This window comes from Mycobacterium sp. 134 (assembly GCF_048282715.1).
Lineage (GTDB): Bacteria > Actinomycetota > Actinomycetes > Mycobacteriales > Mycobacteriaceae > Mycobacterium > Mycobacterium septicum.
Window position 1 is genome coordinate 74,755 of sequence record NZ_JBLVUN010000001.1, and the last position, 14,903, is coordinate 89,657.

Genomic DNA, 14,903 nt, shown 5'->3' on the forward strand with positions numbered 1-14,903 from the left:
ACTCAAGTCAGTCCACGGATTGAGGTTTAGTCAAAGACCGTCCCGTGCAGATGTGGGCTGCTGGGACACCACCTTTGAGAAGGGACGTCCCATTCCAATGACCGGCAACGAGCACAAGCGGCAAGCACGCAACTACCAGAAGAAAAACGGTGGTTCATACACGCGGGCCCACCGGGAAGTCGCCAAACGCCACGCTCCCCCACTCATCGTCAGTTTTCCAGGCGCCAACGGACAACCTGTCCGGATCAACCTCGAAGAGCTGTCCAGGGGCGGTCCTGGCCCGCACTGTCTCATCAACGGCGTAACGGGTTCAGGGAAGAGCACGCTGGCCGAACACATCTGCAGGGAACTCGCAAAGAGTCAACAGCCCTATGGCTTAGACCTTTTCATGTTCCAAGGGTTCGCGACAGACAGGCAGTTCCCGTCAGGGACGGCACGATACACCGGCGGGGCCGCGCTGCCAGACGTCGTCAACAGCCTCACCAACGAGCGGGTCAACCGACTGTCCACCGGAAAATTCCGCGATATCACTGAGTACAGGCGCGCGGGTCTTCACATGCCTGCAGCGGTGGTCTGCGTCGACCAGCTTGACAGGATCGCCGACGGCGAACCGGAGGTCCTAGATGCAGTCAGTCGGCTCGCCCGGGTCGGCCGTTCGTTGGGTGTGCACCTGGTCCTCACTACGGAACGGCCCGCAGTGAGGACGCGAAGCGCAATTGCCGAGTCGATAACCACGACCGTCTACCTGCGCAGCACCACCTTTGCAGGCGTCCCTGGGCTCTCCCATCTCGCGTTAGGCCAGGGAGTACTTCAGTTGGCTGGCCAGCACGATCTGCAACATTTCACGTTCCCCGACTACCGGCCATCCCTTCCGGAGCTGGATGCAGTCGATGGTCACGCCGACACCATCTGACTGGACCGCTCAACGGCCGCGGCGGCAGAGTCCTCAAGGACTCTGCCGCCGCGGTTTGTCACCCGTGTTGTGTGGACGGCGGGCGACAAGGCTCCCTCTGGTCAGCGTCGTGCGCGACCCCGCGGCCGGCCACCGTTTGCCCGTTTCGGCGCACCGACCGCTCGGGTAGATCCCCCGCATTCGACGGCGCCGCGAGTCGCCAGCTGATCGGCGAGTTCATTGCCTTCATGTCCGGCATGGCCTTTCACCCACCGCCACTCGACGTCGAGTTTCGCAGCGGCGGCGTCCAGACGCCGCCACAGATCGTCGTTCTTGACGGGTTGCTTGGCGGCGGTCTTCCATCCGTTGCGTTTCCAGCCCGATATCCAGCTGGTGATGCCGTTGCGGACGTACTGGCTATCCGTCCACAGCTGAACCTTCAGGGGCGATTTGATCCTCTCCAGAGCGACGATGGCCCCCATCAGCTCCATGCGGTTGTTGGTGGTCATCTCCTCTCCGCCGTAGAGATGTTGCTCGTGCACTCCCAAGCGCAGTACCACGCCCCACCCTCCTGGGCCTGGGTTCCCGTGACAGGCACCATCGGTGAAGACAGTGATTGTCTGCGTGGATGTTTCAGCGGCGGTCTCGGTCACATGCTCTCCGTCTCTGGTTAAGTGAAGCTGGCTGATCCTGGCAGCATCGACGATGACGCCGACATCCCCTTCGGTCGCTTATATCTCGCGGAGGCTGTGGGAGCCGGTGGCCCGGCCGTTATTACGGCTGCAACACCATGACGATGCCTGCGGCCAGGACGGCAAGCAGGACAATGACCCGAAGTGAAAGCACCGCCAGCGGATATCGACACGTCCATCCTCTGACGCCGCACTGCGGATCATGGCACGCCGCCGAGCTCACCGCTGGCCCTCCCCGGCTCCGGCCAATCGCTCAATTTCCGGTCCGATCCCACCCTGACGACGCAGAGCACGGAACTCTCCGCCGAGCTGTTCGAGGCACTTCAGACCACGCCAGCCGCACCACGCGGCCACCAGCAGCCCTGCCACGCCCAAGCGTACGAAAAGGTAAGCAGCCCAGAGATACAACACGACATACATCAGGGACTTGAGGACTTGGCCCGGCCAAGGAAACAACGTCCATTCGTCGCCTGTCACAACGCCATCCCCCTTGATCGTGCACATTTAGCGGGAGACACGTTTCCGTCCCCGCGACCCTCCGCAGAATATCGCGGCATTCCTGGTCAAACGCGGCCCGCGCAACCGCAAAATTTCCATATCAGCGGCGACTTTCCCCGTGGGAATCGTCAACCGTAGGGGCCACGCCCTCCACACTCGCCGCGGCGGCAATCGGCGATCGCTGCTCATGTTACGTCGAGAGATTCCGCCGTGGCGGTCACCCGGGTCGGCACAATTGCATTATTGGCTACATGTTGCATAGGCTGCATGTAGCGCATCTGTCGCACCACGGCCTGCAGCAAGGAGCCTCAACCCATGACCACAACCGCCACGGCTGCGGCCAGTCACCCCGTGAGCGCCGTGCAGATCATCCACCAGCGCACCGGCGTCCTGGTCGAGTCTTTCGACGACTACGTAGCGGCGGCGACGTATCGTCGCGACATCCTGCGCCCCCAACTCGACCCGACAGCACAGTGTCCCTATGCGATACGCACCGTCGATCAGGGCGGCAATGATGCCGATCTCGACGAGCAATGACGACCACACTCCGCCTGGGGCAGCTCAAGGTCGGGATCGGCCAAGCCGCAGCGTGCACCGCCCCAGCGAAGCCGGCCGTGCTCGCGCCACGCGGACGCCCGGGGCACTGCTGTTGTCGCAGGTCCCCGGGCGTCGATCGCCTGACGCGATCAGTGGGCGCTCCGCCTTATCAGTCCCGCAGCGCATCGGCTCGCTGCTGCAACGCAGCCAACTTTTGACTTTCGGAATCGATGAGGGCTTGACGCTGGGCGATGTCGGCTTCGACCTTGCGCAGGTGGGCGCTGCGCGAGGCTGCGGACTGGTCTTCGATGAACGCCTTCACTTCGCCGTCGAATCTCGGGCTGATCCGCACCGCTACGGACAGGATGATGTCGTCGGATTCTCCGCGGTCACGCGAAGCCGACACCAGCGGCGATAGGTCGCCAACGCAGTCGTAGCCCTTGCGCTGCCAGACCGCACCGGCCTGGAACAGAGCGCGTACCCGCCCACCGCCCTGCAGCGCCTCCTGCAGGGCGCCCATCAGCGCCTGAGCCTGCTGCGGATCCGCGATCACAGGGACCTGGTCCAGGATGTCTTGGTTGATGAGTTCTTCAGGCTTTTCGACGATTTCGATGTTGCCCATGGCGGATCCCCACTCTCTTCTCGCGATAATCGTAGCGTCTACTACATGTATCGCACAATACAATTACGGTGTAGAGTGAGCGACACCTAGCCAGCACGGAGCCCGATCCGTGAGATCTACCGACGCAAGGGGATTGCAATGACCAGAGGCGAGATCGTGGTGCTGACCGGCGCTGGCATCAGCGCTGAATCGGGGCTGCCGACGTTTAGGGGACCCGACGGATTGTGGGAGGGCCACCGAGTGTCCGACGTAGCCACTCCGAATGGTTTCGCTGCCGACCCGGTCACCGTGCAGCGGTTCTACAACCGCCTCCGCCGCCGACTGCCCGACGTTGCGCCCAACGCCGCCCACCTGGCCCTGGCACGACTTGAGCAGGCATTGGCCCCTCGCGTACACCTGGTGACTCAGAACATCGACGACCTCCACCAGCGGGCCGGCAGCACGGCAGTGACGGCGTTGCACGGCGAATTGGGCAAGATCCGCCATGTCCGCACAGGCGAGGTGAAGCCCTGGCCACACGATGTAGCCGAAACCGAGACCCAGTGGCGCCCCCACGTGGTGTGGTTCGGCGAGCAGACCATCGGGCTCAACGCCATCGTCGAGAAGCTCTCGACCGCTGCGGTATTCATCGCGATCGGTACGTCGGGCAACGTTTACCCGGCCAATCAATTCGCGGCAATCGCCAAGCAGGCGGGCGCGACAACAGTGGAGATCAACCTCGAGCCTACCGATGGCTGGTTCGACCAGCGCCGGATCGGTCCGGCCACCCGTGAGGTGCCCTCGTACGTCAACTACCTGATCGAGCAGTTCACCTGATCTGGATTCGACCTGACGCACACCGGCGATCTGTCGTCCACACGAGGAAAGATCAACCACATGACCGGAGGACACATCGACCCGGACCGGCCCGGAGCAGCTGCACCGGTGGTGACATCAGCACCGGTACATGATGCATTTGCAGCGCTCGATGAAGCACAGAGATTGTCGATCCATGCCTGGACGACGGAACTCCTTGAATCCATCAGCAAGGAGGAGGCGTACGCCGACCGCCTGCACCAGAATCTTCGAGACCGTCAGCATCAACTGCGAAGTGGGCACGAAGGACCGATCGCGATTGGCCCGGTCCAGGCGATCGTGCTCGACCCGTTGCTGCCCTACCTCGCCGACGAAGCCGATCGGGTTGCACGTGTCGGGGAGATTCTCGCTGCCACAAAGCCAGCCCCAATCCTCCGCGAGATCGCCCCGCTGCTCCTCGCGCTCACGGGGGCTCTGTCGATGCTCATGCTCGTCGCCCAGACCGACATTCTGCCCACAACTGTCGGTCTGGTCATCGCTGGCGCACTGTGCAGCACGGTGCTGATTCCGCGGCGCCGCGGCGCCTACATGCGAGACGCCTCAACCTTGGTGCTTACGCCGCGTTATCCGACGATCACACGCGAGTCGGCGCTATGTCTCGCAGAGGCCATCCACACTGCCCGCGGCGCTGATTCGACAACGAAGGACGCAACACGACAAGGTGCTGGCGGCGAAGCGCTCAGCGTTGCCGGCAACCGACAACGTGCGATCGACGAAGTGCGCGCTGCCATCGCGGAGTTGGACGCCGCCTGGCTGGAGTACCAGTTGGACCTGCAAGCGTGGTACTTGACAAAGCCGCAGCTGCGAAACCTCAACGACCCAGTCATCAGCGACTACCGACAGGCCGAGGCCGACTTGCGTGACAACGCCGCCGGCCTCACTGAAGATGCGACCGACGAACAGGCCTCCACAGCTCTGACCGCGGCCCGTCGTGCGCTGAAAGCCTGGGGGGACGCCAACCTGCATGCGTTGAAGGTCGGTGTCAGCGACCTCACAGCATCAGAAGATGCCGCCCTGCACAGGCTCTACGGTCTCGTCGGCACGCTCAACGACCGCTCGACCCCGAGGGCGATGTGGGCTGAGCTCACCACAAAGATCAGCGACACCATGGCCAAGCTGCACGCTACGCCGTGCACCCTGGCCGACATCGCCGAGCTGCCGGTCATCAAGGCAGAGTCGCGGCTGCTCGCGATAGAGCAGGGCCCACATTCCGCACCGCTAAACACTGGAGTAGCCCAATGACTGTCATATCGCCGAATGCACACAGCCTCGGTGCATTCCGCGGCTGCCGCCACGACGACGCCATCGCCTACCGCGCCACACTCGAAACCACCGGCCAGTCTGCGATCACCACTATCCTGACCGCGCTGGAGAATGCCAACTTGTGCGCATCCCATGACACGTTCGCCGGTGAAATGCACGCCGGAGCAATCACCACACCCGACTACTACGCCGTCCTCGACATCACCGACCGCGACGGCCTCTGGATCGACACCCGCGCCATCCCCACCGAATCGGCTTTCGAACAGATCCGCCAGACTCTCGCCCTGCGCATCAAGTCCTCGGACTGCGACGCAGGCTGCAAATGAGTCCAGATGATCGTGTTGATGATCCGACTCACCGCTGGCCAGCCGAAGTGCGCAGCCCGAACTGACATTGTTGCCGGTGAATGTAATCGGTTGGGTCGCTTCGCGAACGGCGCCGTCATCATGGAGCTGCAGTGACCGACCAAAGATGACGATTTCGCGCCGCCCGCAACCATGTCACTTCACCTTGCCCGAGTACGACGGGTACCAGTACCGCGGGGAGCATGTCGGTTCCCAGTTGCCTGAATCACCTTCCAGCACACCGTGTTCTGCCGTGCCCGCCCCGGCGTCGCCGCCTGCCAGCACACGCTGGCCATACCATCGGAATGAGGGTCGATGACCGAACGCGTAGTCCAATATGACCTATTCGGAGAACTCGAAGCGGCCGAGCGATCGGCTGAGTCAGCCGCACAGGCCAGATCTGTTGCAGCCAGCGCTTTCCTCGCCGACGCGCCCTGGCCGGATCTACTGGGATGGTGGCTCTATCCCGACACGATTGAAGCCCAGCTCAACCACGGAGAGACCAAGGCCAGCTACCGCATCGGCCCCAATGACAGTCCTGGCTGGGCGTGGGCGATCTGGCGGGACGGACTGCGCTTCGAAGGCGGTGGTGACTGGCAAGGCTGGAGCCATCGCCCCCGCTGGTGCATTCCGTGGACGCAGTTGCGCAGCCTGCGGGACCATCATCCTGAGGTCACCGCGCAACTGTCCCTCCTGTCGAGCGGACGCGGGCACCCCAGCTCTGACGGCTGGAAGTGGTGGACCGTTCCGGCAGCCCTTCGCCCCGACGGTATGCACCCGACTCACCTCGACGCTGAGCAGCATTCCGATTGGTATCCCGGCTGCACGGCCCCCGAGACCGCCTTCAATGACCGCCTGCAAGCCTGGCACCTTACGCTCAACGCGGTGCGGGCCGCCCGGCTCGAAGTGAAGGACACCACGATGGTTCCGGCCGGACGCCTCTTGTGAAGACGCGCCGCCGCACACCGTCTGCAGCCTCGATCGGCCGGTTGGCTACCTCGGTCCTCGCCGTCGCCGCAATCGCCGGCTGCGGACAACACAACCAAACCCACAAAGCCGGTCCAGTCCAGTCCCAACCATCAAGCGACAGCGGGACCGCGGTGTTCGCGTTCACCACCGCCTCCCAGCTCAGCATCGTGCGCGGTAGCGTCATCATCGCCACAGCCCCCACGCCGGCCGAACCCACACACCCGGTGTTCACCCCGACGGGACGATTCGCCGCTGCGACCACCGCCGACGGCCACATCGTCACAACGGGACTCAAGCCCAACACTTCACGGACAATCCGCGCCCAGACCACACAGGTTTTCGGCGATCACGGCGACACCATCACCTGGTGGCAACAGCCTAATCAGCTTGTGTCACTGGACCTTTCCGAGCAGTCCTCCGAGCCGGTCACCACACAGATCGACCTCCCTGGCGGCACCCCCGAAGGCAGCAGGTTGATCAGCCTGTCGGCCCGGACCGCCGTCTTCGCACGCCCGGGACTATCGGGCGGCCGGGAACAACTGATCCGCATGGACCGCAGCCGCACGATGACGCCTCTGGCGCCCTCCCCCGAGATCACAAACCCGATCCGCATCGCCATCCCCAGCTTCAACGGCAGCCAGTTCGCCTACACCGCACCCCTTCGCGCCGCCTGCCCCAAGGATGGCGTCAGCATCGTTGACACCGGCACTGGCGACCCGTCGTCGGCCCGGATGCCGTACTCCATCGACGACCGCGCCACAACACATCGGGTCTGGTGGGACCTCGACGGCCTGCTGCACATGAGTATCGCCACACGCCCATGCACCGCGGACACCCCCGGGGCGATCACCGCCTGGAAACTGGAGCACAGCACATGGGTTCGCGCCGACCCCGACGATGCACTCGTGTCGCGCCAACTCGGCGACCGCGCCGTCGCCGTCGTAAAGCCGGCCCGCCTCAATCCCCCTGCCGGCACCTTGTGGCTGAGCACCGAAACGGGCAGCGCGTACATCGCCAACAACGTCACTGACCTCGCTGCGCCAGCAATACCGATCATGGCTGACCTCGCCGACATCCTTCAGTCCATCCAACACCCCAGAAACAACGATGGGACGCTGAGCTGAGGCGATCCACCCACCTCTCCCAGCGCCCCACCGCCCACATCGCCTAGCTGCGTGTCGACGCCGAACCGTTTGAGCCCTGCAACATTTCAGCCACGTCGATGCCCGAGGCCTTCAGCGACTCCAGGATGTTGGCCACCGCCAGCGGGCTGATGCCCAGCAGGCCGCCGACGGCGCCCTGGGTGTCGCTTGCCCCGCCGATGATGGACAGCCGCTCGATCTCGGCCAGCGGTGCGGCCGCCGCCTCGGTCGCCTTGACCACCGAGGCCAGCACGTCGGGCAGCATCAGCAGGCGCGCCGCCTCGGCCGAGTAGCCGTTGAGCGCCGCGGCGATCTCCTTCTTACCGTTGGCCTCGGCCAGCAGCTTGGCCTCGATACCGGCGGCCTCGGCCTGCTGCTCGACCCGCAGCGCATCGGCCAGTTCTTTCTTACCGGCGGCCTCGGCGACCAGCTTGGCCTGCAGGCTGTCCGCCTCGGCCTGCTTCTCCACCCGCAATGCGTCGGCGGCCGCCTTACGGGCATCGGCCTTGGCCTGACCCTCGCGCCGCTCGGTCTCCGCCGCGGCCTCGGCGGCCAGGATCGAAGACTGCCGCTGACCTTCGGCGATCGCGATGTCGGCCTGCCGCTTCGCCTCGGCCGGCGCGATCACGTCGGCCTGCAACGCGGCTTGCGCCTGCTCGGCACGACGCTGTTCCACCTCGATGCGGGCCTGCACCCGGGCCGCCTCGGCCTGCTCGGTGGCGATACCGACATCCTTCTGGGCGCGGGCGTTGGCGAGCGGTCCGGCCTGGTCGGCCTGGGCGTTCTCGGCCTCGGTCTGCGCGCGCAGCCGCGCCAGCTCGACGTCGCGCTTCTGGTTGGCGGTGGCGATCGCGGTATCGGCCTCGGCCTGCGCGATGGACCCTTCCTGGCGGGCCTTGGCCGACTGGATCTGGGCGTCACGCTCGGCCTCGGCGGTGCCGACCGTGGCGTCCCGCTTGACCTCGGCGATGCGGCGCTGGCCGAGCGACTTCAGGTAGTCGTTGGCGTCGGAGATACCGGCGATCTTGAGGACGTCGACCTCCATGCCGATCCGGGCCAGGTCACCGCCGGCCTCCTCGACCACGCTGCGGGCCAGGCTGTCGCGGTTGGAGTTGAGGTCCTCGACGGTCATGGTCGCGGTGATGCCGCGCAGGCTGCCGGCCAGGATCTCGTTGATCTGACGCTGCAACTCGTTGAGGTCGGAGGTCAGGAAGCGCTGCACCGCGGTCTGCACGGCCTCGTCGGCCGAACCGATGCGCACCAGTCCGACGGCCTCGACGTTGACCGGCACACCGTTGTTGGACAGCGCGTTCTGCAGGTTGATGCTGACGTTGAACGGTTCCAGGCTCATGATGTCCACCCGCTCGATGCCGGGCATCCGGAACCGGGCGCCGCCGCGGACCACCTTGGGCGTGCCGCGTCCGGTGAACACGGCCACCTCGTTGGGCGGCACCTTGATGTAGTTCTTCACGTAGACCAGCGGCAGCACCACCAGGATCAGGATCGCGGCGATGGCGACGAGGACGACGATGAGCAGCAGGGACACTGTGGTGCCTTTCTCGGTGGGGCAGTGCTCGGGTACAGCTCAGGTTTCTCAGAACAGCTCAGGTTTCTGGAACCGCGACGATGTGGACGAAATCGGGATCGATGTCGGCGATGTAGACGCGGGAGGCCTTCGGTAGCGCGGCAGTCTCGTCGCTCTTGGCGCGGGAGAACACCCGGTTGCCGTCGGCGTCGACGAAGGAGATCTCGCCCCAGCCGCCCGGCGGGACGTCCAGGGTGACCGTGCCGAGCAGGCCGACGTAGGAGGACCGGCCCCGGTGTGAGTTGGACTGTTGGCGGCGCATGTAGGGCAACAGCAGGCCGTTGAGGGCGAACACCAGCACGACCGCGCAGGCCGCGGCCAGCGCTGCGGACCAGATGGCCCCCAGGCCCAGCCAGGTGCCGATCAGACCGCCGGTGCCGGCGCCGAGCAGGGCGACCGACAGGCCGGTGAGACTCAGGAACGGCATCCCGTCCCCGTGCCCGACATCGGCAAGCAGAAGCGCGGCCAGGACCGCGATGCCGCCGACGACGAACGCGGCCAGGTACACAGCCATCACGTGGGTGTGGTCTCCGTTCTCCGGGTGCGCGGATCCGTCCGTACCATTGTCCCCCGAGCCGCGGCTGAGCCGCGCACCAATCTTCGGCAGAGACAAACAGGTCGCCGGATCTCGCACTACATGTGGGTTCATGCGAATCATGCTGCGGTGTCCTCACGCGCACGGCGGCGAGGGGGACGGCTCTCAGCGATCGCCGCTGCGTTGGCTGCCACGATCTCCGCGATTGATTCTGGCTTGCTCGGGCCGGCGCGCCACCCAGCCCGGGAACGTTCACGAGTCTCTTCAGAGATGGCTTCCCCCCATTTTTGAAGGCGGACCAGGCTGATCGCAACCTCGCGTACCGCGGTGCGCTCCCATCGGATGATCCGCCCGGATGGGTAGGTCAATGGCCGCCCGTCAGGCCCCGCCGCCGGCGTTGCGTCGTACCAAATCCTCGTCAGCTTCCGCCCGTCGGATTCGTAGGAGTAGTCGATATACCCGCCGCTGGGGTATCCGGTGCGGATCCGTCGCACTCCATCCTTGGGATCGGCGACGACGTTTCCGATCATCAGTTCAGGCAGCGCGGCCAGCAGATCACATTCGTCGTCGGTGAGTATCACTGGGGGCATGTCAACTTCGCCTTCATCTCATCTGTCCTGAGCGGACAGTTTCTGCTGCTGCTGGTACCGCCGCGGCGTTTGCGTCTGCTGGCCGGCCAGCCTCTTTCCTGATCGCTTTCCAGAAGCGCCGCAGCCGGCCGGCGTAGGTGTCTTTGGTGACTCCCAGTGATTCGGCGAGTTCCAGCAGGCTCATGTTCGGGTTGTCTCGCCGATATTCGGCGGCCTGGCGTAACACCGCGGAGACATGCTGGTCTGCGAGGTCACCTAGCGCAGCGATCTCGACGGCTTCAGCGGTGGCAGCGCGATACGCACGCGCGTCGTTGTATTCCTTGGGCCACGGTGTTCCAGTCGGCGAGACAGCCGCGAGAGAACGCCCGCATCCGCCGCCAGTGACGATGCTCCACAAGTTGTTGAGTAGCCGCTGCAGGGCCGCAGGCGTGATTCCAATCGATACGGCGATGTCGTCGTAGGAGCGACGCCGGTCGGTGACCAACGCTCCGACCACTTGCCGCTGCTGCGGTTCCAGCCGGTAGCGGGACAGGTCTCCGAGGGCGGCCAGCCGAACCCCTTCCGTCGCCGGGCCGTCGGCAGCATGTCCGGTGGCGTCGAGTCGCTGCTGCGCCCAGTTTGTGACCACACGATCCACTTCGCTTGTAGCTACTCCGGTTTCAGCGCTCCGCAAGGCGCGGACATAGGCGTGCGCGACGGCGGGCAGCCCTATCCACATCAGCAGTTTGCAGGCGGCCTCGGCCGGCACGGTGACCGTGGCGCCACTGACTCGCAGCGGGACGCGCGCCCTGCGCAGCGCTGCCGCCAGCACCGGCCGAGCAGTGTCGAACGGCGTCATGAAGATCAGGCCGACAGGGGTGAGGAACCCCGCGGCCGCCATCGCACCTCGAATCACCGCACGATCAGTTGAAGCGCCGGCCTCCGCCGGGTACCAACGGCCGCGACGGTAGGCAACTCGGGCTCGGGCCAAAGTAAGTTCAGCCACCACAAGGTGTGTCAGCCCCCCGCGGCGCTGCGGCTGACGCAAATCCACTCGTGCCAGATGAGAGACCACTTCCCCGGCCCAGGCTGCCAGCGCATGATCGGCGAAAGCGAACTCCATCAGAGGCGACGCGGCGTAATGGTGCGTGAACGCCAGCACCGCGGCTACCTGCGCTGGATCAGCTGGCGCCGAGCATATTTCAGACACCAGTGCGCGGCGCAGGTGTTCGTACCGCACCGCTTCCAATAGATCTCGGCGGCCGGATCCGGCCGGCTGATCCCGGTTCGGCTTGTCCAACTCGTAGTCGGCTTTCGCCAGCGCCCCCATGGCCCATGCCCCCGATCAGGTCCCGGCGCTATTCCGCGACCACAGGCTGCGGTCGGGCCATGTCGACATCGCGCGCATCGGTTTGCGGCCTCCGAACAGCTGCGCGCATTTCGGGAACGACGTGTCCATCAACCTTCCACCGCCCTTCACTGCGGAACGACTGACCATTGCCGATCGGTGCGCGAGCCGCACTTTCGCATCCTGCCGCGCACGCAGATTGACCCCTGGTTGCCCGCATCTCGCTGGCTTCTGCGAATGCATCGGCCTGCATACCGCGGCGGATCCGCAGGTAGTCGTCGAGCAGGAATTGCATGTCCAACGCCGCACTGAGGATCACGCCGTCGACGGTTGTCGACTCCGCCGCTTCAGCGAGCTCGCGGTCGTGTCCGGGATCCGGTGTAAATGGGGAGCACGGGCGTAGGTTCCGCTTCACGACCTGCAAGTCTGCGAAGAAGGAGTCACGCCCGTGCCTGTTCGAGTATCAGCTACCGATCGCATCCGCACCAAGATCGACGCTCTGTTTGCCGAGGATCGGGATCTTTCGGAGACCCTCGAAGAAGTCGCCCGTCTGGGCGCTCAACTGTTGATGCAGGCGGCCCTGGAGGCCGAGGTCACCGAGTTCCTCGGTCGCGAACGCTACCAACGCGCCGCGGACTGTCCCGACGCTAACGGCGGCTCACGCAACGGGTATCGGCCGGTGACGGTCAAGACCACCACTGGGCCGGTTACGTTGGAGCGGCCGAAGCTGCGCGGCGCCACCGCAGCGTTCGCGTCGCGGTTGTTCGGCAAGCACGTCACGAGAACCAACGCCCTGGAGACGCTGGTGATCGCCTCGTTCGTCCGTGGGCTGTCGGTGCGCGACGTGCAGGCCACCCTCGCCGAAACACTCGGCGATCAGGCCGCGATCTCCAAATCCACGGTCTCGGAAGTGTGTAAGGCGATCCGAGCCGAGTACCAGGCGTGGGCGCGTCGTCGACTCGACGAGATCACGCTGGACTACCTGTTTTTGGACGCGAGCTTCTTTCGGATGCATCCCGGGTCGCCGGCCGAGCCGGTGCTGGCCGCCTGGGGCATCACCACCGAGGGCAAGCCGGTGTTCGTCGGGTTGGCGCCCGGGACCGGCGAGTCGACCGACGCGTGGGCCGACTTCCTGACCGATCTGGGCGAGCGCGGCCTTGGCACTCCGCTGCTGGTCGTCTCCGACGGCGCCAAGGGCCTGATCGCGGCCATTGAACAGATCTACCCAAAAGCGTTGCGCCAGAGATGTCTTATTCATCGACTTCGCAACGTGCTCGCCAAGATTCCCACCGGGATGCATGCCGAGGTCCGCGACGGCTACTGGGCCATCTTCGATACCACCGATCTGACGGTTGAACCGGGGCCTGGGCTGGTCGAGATCATCGACAAGCGGATCGAGGCGTTCGCCGCCAAATACTGCGACCTCTACCCGGCAGCGATGCGGATCCTGCTCACCGACAAAGCAGGGTTGACCGCCTATCTGCGATTCCCGGTCGAACACCATGGGCGCGTTCGGCATTCGAATCTTATTGAGCGCTCGTTTGGGGAGACCAAGCGACGGACCAAGGTCATCGGCCGATTCCCCGGCGAGACCAGCGCCATCAGCCTGGTGTGGGCCGTACTCGACCGCGCCTCGGCCGGTTGGCGCGGCCTGACCATGACACCGGTCGGCACCCGATTGCTCCAAGACCTACGCCGATCACTGCTCGACCCACCCCGTGAACTGCGGCCGCCGCCCTCCGCCACGAGTGGCGACACCGACCCCGCAGATCCCATTTCGGCCACCGCGTAGCGACCCTGTGTTGCTTCGCCGGGTTCAGTTTCCGACTGGAACCGACACCTCCGCTCAGGCAGGAGGACGGCTCTATTACCGCTGGTCTTGACGGCTTGCCGTGACCAGGTCGATCGGTGGGATGTAGCCGGTGATGCTGTTGATGGTGCGATGCAGGCCGTGGTGCAGTGCGTCGATGTCGCAGCGGGCCAGGCCGCCAGCGGTGGCGATGACGTGTTCGGTGGTAAACGCGAGGTCGTTGATGGTGCCCAGAATGCGACGGTCAGCGGTCTTGGCCACGGCCACCTGCTGGGGATCAAGATCGCCCAGCGTATCCACGGGCAGGCCTTCGGCGTGCAGCGCGGCCTGGATCGCCGAGACGACCGGCGGGCCGATCGGGCGCAACCCCGCGGCGGTGACGTTGGGCATGAACACCGAGAACAAGGTCCCGGCGTGGGTCACCAGCAGGCATTTGCGTCGGTCGATCCAGACCATGTGGGCATACCAGTCGGTCGCGCAGGCTTCGCCGATGGCCGGCTCAGACACCCCCAGCAGCGCCAACACCCTGGCGGTACATCGCAGCATCACGACCCATGATCGTAGGCAGGGCCGCCGACAATCGGTATGCAAGAACGCCGTGGCTGGGCGCCGGTACAGTGTGGCGACGTGTTGGTCGCTGATCTGCATCACTTCCTCGACATGCCGCACGACGCTTCGGGTCCCGCGCGGCGCCTCGCGCAGCACTTGGGCGACATAGTCCGGGCGGGCACCGCCGGCGAGGTCGGTGATCGGTGGGTATCGGCATTGCCGTGTCGGCGCCGACCGGCCCACCGACGCTGCCCCGGACGGATGACCATCGCCATCGCCTCGGCCGAGGCATCGGCGCCGATCCGATGGTCGTGCAGCGTCTGCGACGACGAGGGGGTGATCAGCAACTGGGCAGATTCCCCATACGACCTGCGCCGCCGCGGACTCAGCCTTGCCGACGCCCTCGAGGAGGTCATCGTCAGCGACAAGACCGCCGCCGTGTTACGCGACCTGATGCTGCTTGACCCCGACTGCGAGCGACTGGTGTATGGCATGCGCGCCCACCCAAACGGCGCTGCCTTACTGACCAATGCCGACGACCTCGAAGAGCTGATCGGGTTCGTGGCCGCCGAAGCCAACCACGAACCCAACCGCCGCCGCCAAGACCGCCTCGACGCCGCGTTCAACGTACTGACCGACGCCGCCCAAACCCTCTCCAGCTGAACATCTCTGGGACCTACCGCATCAGCCCTG

General features: G+C 65.2%; 18 protein-coding genes. 9 read left to right on the forward strand and 9 right to left on the reverse strand.

Going from position 1 to position 14,903, the window contains the following annotated elements; all coding sequences use genetic code 11:
• The first annotated feature begins 97 nt into the window (after positions 1-97).
• Entirely contained in the window at positions 98-913 is an 816-nt protein-coding gene (locus ACNQVK_RS00370; RefSeq protein WP_418028116.1) for an NACHT domain-containing protein, read from the forward strand.
• Positions 914-1,014: 101 nt separating this feature from the next.
• On the opposite strand, the gene rnhA is transcribed toward ACNQVK_RS00370, so the two are convergent.
• Positions 1,015-1,545, reverse strand: a complete 531-nt coding sequence (gene rnhA, locus ACNQVK_RS00375) for a ribonuclease HI (protein ID WP_418028117.1) — start codon at positions 1,543-1,545, stop codon at positions 1,015-1,017.
• A 258-nt stretch (positions 1,546-1,803) separates the two neighbouring features.
• The gene (locus tag ACNQVK_RS00380; protein ID WP_418028118.1) at positions 1,804-2,088 is read right to left on the reverse strand and encodes a hypothetical protein; all 285 of its coding nucleotides are present in this window, start codon (positions 2,086-2,088) and stop codon (positions 1,804-1,806) included.
• A gap of 309 nt (positions 2,089-2,397) precedes the next feature.
• Between ACNQVK_RS00380 and ACNQVK_RS00385 the strand changes: the two genes are divergently transcribed.
• On the forward strand, positions 2,398-2,619 hold the full coding sequence (locus ACNQVK_RS00385; RefSeq protein ID WP_418028119.1) for a hypothetical protein: 222 nt from the start codon (positions 2,398-2,400) through the stop codon (positions 2,617-2,619).
• Positions 2,620-2,788: 169 nt separating this feature from the next.
• Here ACNQVK_RS00385 and ACNQVK_RS00390 read toward each other — a convergent pair whose 3' ends face one another.
• Complete coding sequence (locus ACNQVK_RS00390; protein WP_418028120.1) at positions 2,789-3,241, reverse strand: hypothetical protein; 453 nt, start codon at positions 3,239-3,241, stop codon at positions 2,789-2,791.
• Between the two features lie 138 nt (positions 3,242-3,379).
• Between ACNQVK_RS00390 and ACNQVK_RS00395 the strand changes: the two genes are divergently transcribed.
• The 5 genes from ACNQVK_RS00395 (at position 3,380) to ACNQVK_RS00415 (ending at position 7,796) form a co-directional block, all read left to right on the forward strand.
• Entirely contained in the window at positions 3,380-4,057 is a 678-nt protein-coding gene (locus ACNQVK_RS00395) for an NAD-dependent deacylase (RefSeq protein WP_418028121.1), read from the forward strand.
• Between the two features lie 108 nt (positions 4,058-4,165).
• Entirely contained in the window at positions 4,166-5,338 is a 1,173-nt protein-coding gene (locus ACNQVK_RS00400) for a hypothetical protein (protein WP_418028122.1), read from the forward strand.
• Positions 5,335-5,685 carry a hypothetical protein gene (locus tag ACNQVK_RS00405; protein ID WP_418028123.1) on the forward strand — a complete coding sequence of 117 codons (351 nt, stop codon included), beginning with the start codon at positions 5,335-5,337 and terminating at the stop codon, positions 5,683-5,685. The genes ACNQVK_RS00400 and ACNQVK_RS00405 overlap by 4 nt, the downstream gene beginning before the upstream one ends.
• A 333-nt stretch (positions 5,686-6,018) precedes the next feature.
• Positions 6,019-6,651 (forward strand): hypothetical protein, encoded by a 633-nt coding sequence (locus tag ACNQVK_RS00410; RefSeq protein ID WP_418028124.1) that lies wholly within the window; start codon positions 6,019-6,021, stop codon positions 6,649-6,651.
• Positions 6,648-7,796 carry a hypothetical protein gene (locus tag ACNQVK_RS00415; RefSeq protein ID WP_418028125.1) on the forward strand — a complete coding sequence of 383 codons (1,149 nt, stop codon included), beginning with the start codon at positions 6,648-6,650 and terminating at the stop codon, positions 7,794-7,796. Before ACNQVK_RS00410 ends, ACNQVK_RS00415 begins: the two co-directional genes overlap by 4 nt.
• A gap of 43 nt (positions 7,797-7,839) precedes the next feature.
• Here ACNQVK_RS00415 and ACNQVK_RS00420 read toward each other — a convergent pair whose 3' ends face one another.
• The 5 genes from ACNQVK_RS00420 to ACNQVK_RS00440 all read right to left on the reverse strand — a co-directional run bounded on the left by ACNQVK_RS00420 (position 7,840) and on the right by ACNQVK_RS00440 (position 12,146).
• Positions 7,840-9,360: a flotillin family protein gene (locus ACNQVK_RS00420; protein WP_418028126.1), complete on the reverse strand. Its 1,521-nt coding sequence runs from the start codon at positions 9,358-9,360 to the stop codon at positions 7,840-7,842.
• Positions 9,361-9,418: 58 nt separating this feature from the next.
• A complete protein-coding gene (locus tag ACNQVK_RS00425) occupies positions 9,419-9,913 on the reverse strand; it encodes a hypothetical protein (protein WP_418028444.1) in 495 nt (164 codons plus the stop codon).
• A gap of 140 nt (positions 9,914-10,053) precedes the next feature.
• A complete protein-coding gene (locus tag ACNQVK_RS00430; RefSeq protein ID WP_418028127.1) occupies positions 10,054-10,524 on the reverse strand; it encodes a hypothetical protein in 471 nt (156 codons plus the stop codon).
• Positions 10,525-10,537: 13 nt separating this feature from the next.
• Positions 10,538-11,833 carry a helix-turn-helix domain-containing protein gene (locus ACNQVK_RS00435; RefSeq protein WP_418028128.1) on the reverse strand — a complete coding sequence of 432 codons (1,296 nt, stop codon included), beginning with the start codon at positions 11,831-11,833 and terminating at the stop codon, positions 10,538-10,540.
• Between the two features lie 28 nt (positions 11,834-11,861).
• Entirely contained in the window at positions 11,862-12,146 is a 285-nt protein-coding gene (locus ACNQVK_RS00440; protein WP_418028129.1) for a hypothetical protein, read from the reverse strand.
• A 153-nt stretch (positions 12,147-12,299) separates the two neighbouring features.
• Between ACNQVK_RS00440 and ACNQVK_RS00445 the strand changes: the two genes are divergently transcribed.
• Complete coding sequence (locus ACNQVK_RS00445) at positions 12,300-13,643, forward strand: IS256 family transposase (protein WP_052773184.1); 1,344 nt, start codon at positions 12,300-12,302, stop codon at positions 13,641-13,643.
• A 75-nt stretch (positions 13,644-13,718) separates the two neighbouring features.
• Here the strand turns inward: ACNQVK_RS00445 and ACNQVK_RS00450 are convergent, their stop codons facing one another.
• Positions 13,719-14,207, reverse strand: coding sequence for a DUF6933 domain-containing protein (locus tag ACNQVK_RS00450; protein ID WP_047036611.1), 489 nt, complete (start codon positions 14,205-14,207; stop codon positions 13,719-13,721).
• A gap of 264 nt (positions 14,208-14,471) precedes the next feature.
• On the opposite strand from ACNQVK_RS00450, the gene ACNQVK_RS00455 reads away from it, so the two are divergent.
• Entirely contained in the window at positions 14,472-14,873 is a 402-nt protein-coding gene (locus tag ACNQVK_RS00455; protein WP_418028130.1) for a hypothetical protein, read from the forward strand.
• Positions 14,874-14,903: the final 30 nt, after the last annotated feature.

Coding starts and splice junctions, on each gene's coding strand:
- ACNQVK_RS00370 (WP_418028116.1), top strand. CDS start 98: ATGACCGGCAACGAGCACAAGCGGCAAGCACGCAACTACCAGAAGAAA.
- ACNQVK_RS00380 (WP_418028118.1), bottom strand. CDS start 2,088: ATGTGCACGATCAAGGGGGATGGCGTTGTGACAGGCGACGAATGGACG.
- ACNQVK_RS00385 (WP_418028119.1), top strand. CDS start 2,398: ATGACCACAACCGCCACGGCTGCGGCCAGTCACCCCGTGAGCGCCGTG.
- ACNQVK_RS00390 (WP_418028120.1), bottom strand. CDS start 3,241: ATGGGCAACATCGAAATCGTCGAAAAGCCTGAAGAACTCATCAACCAA.
- ACNQVK_RS00395 (WP_418028121.1), top strand. CDS start 3,380: ATGACCAGAGGCGAGATCGTGGTGCTGACCGGCGCTGGCATCAGCGCT.
- ACNQVK_RS00405 (WP_418028123.1), top strand. CDS start 5,335: ATGACTGTCATATCGCCGAATGCACACAGCCTCGGTGCATTCCGCGGC.
- ACNQVK_RS00410 (WP_418028124.1), top strand. CDS start 6,019: ATGACCGAACGCGTAGTCCAATATGACCTATTCGGAGAACTCGAAGCG.
- ACNQVK_RS00425 (WP_418028444.1), bottom strand. CDS start 9,913: ATGGCTGTGTACCTGGCCGCGTTCGTCGTCGGCGGCATCGCGGTCCTG.
- ACNQVK_RS00430 (WP_418028127.1), bottom strand. CDS start 10,524: ATGCCCCCAGTGATACTCACCGACGACGAATGTGATCTGCTGGCCGCG.
- ACNQVK_RS00435 (WP_418028128.1), bottom strand. CDS start 11,833: ATGGGGGCGCTGGCGAAAGCCGACTACGAGTTGGACAAGCCGAACCGG.
- ACNQVK_RS00440 (WP_418028129.1), bottom strand. CDS start 12,146: ATGCAATTCCTGCTCGACGACTACCTGCGGATCCGCCGCGGTATGCAG.
- ACNQVK_RS00450 (WP_047036611.1), bottom strand. CDS start 14,207: ATGCTGCGATGTACCGCCAGGGTGTTGGCGCTGCTGGGGGTGTCTGAG.
- ACNQVK_RS00455 (WP_418028130.1), top strand. CDS start 14,472: ATGACCATCGCCATCGCCTCGGCCGAGGCATCGGCGCCGATCCGATGG.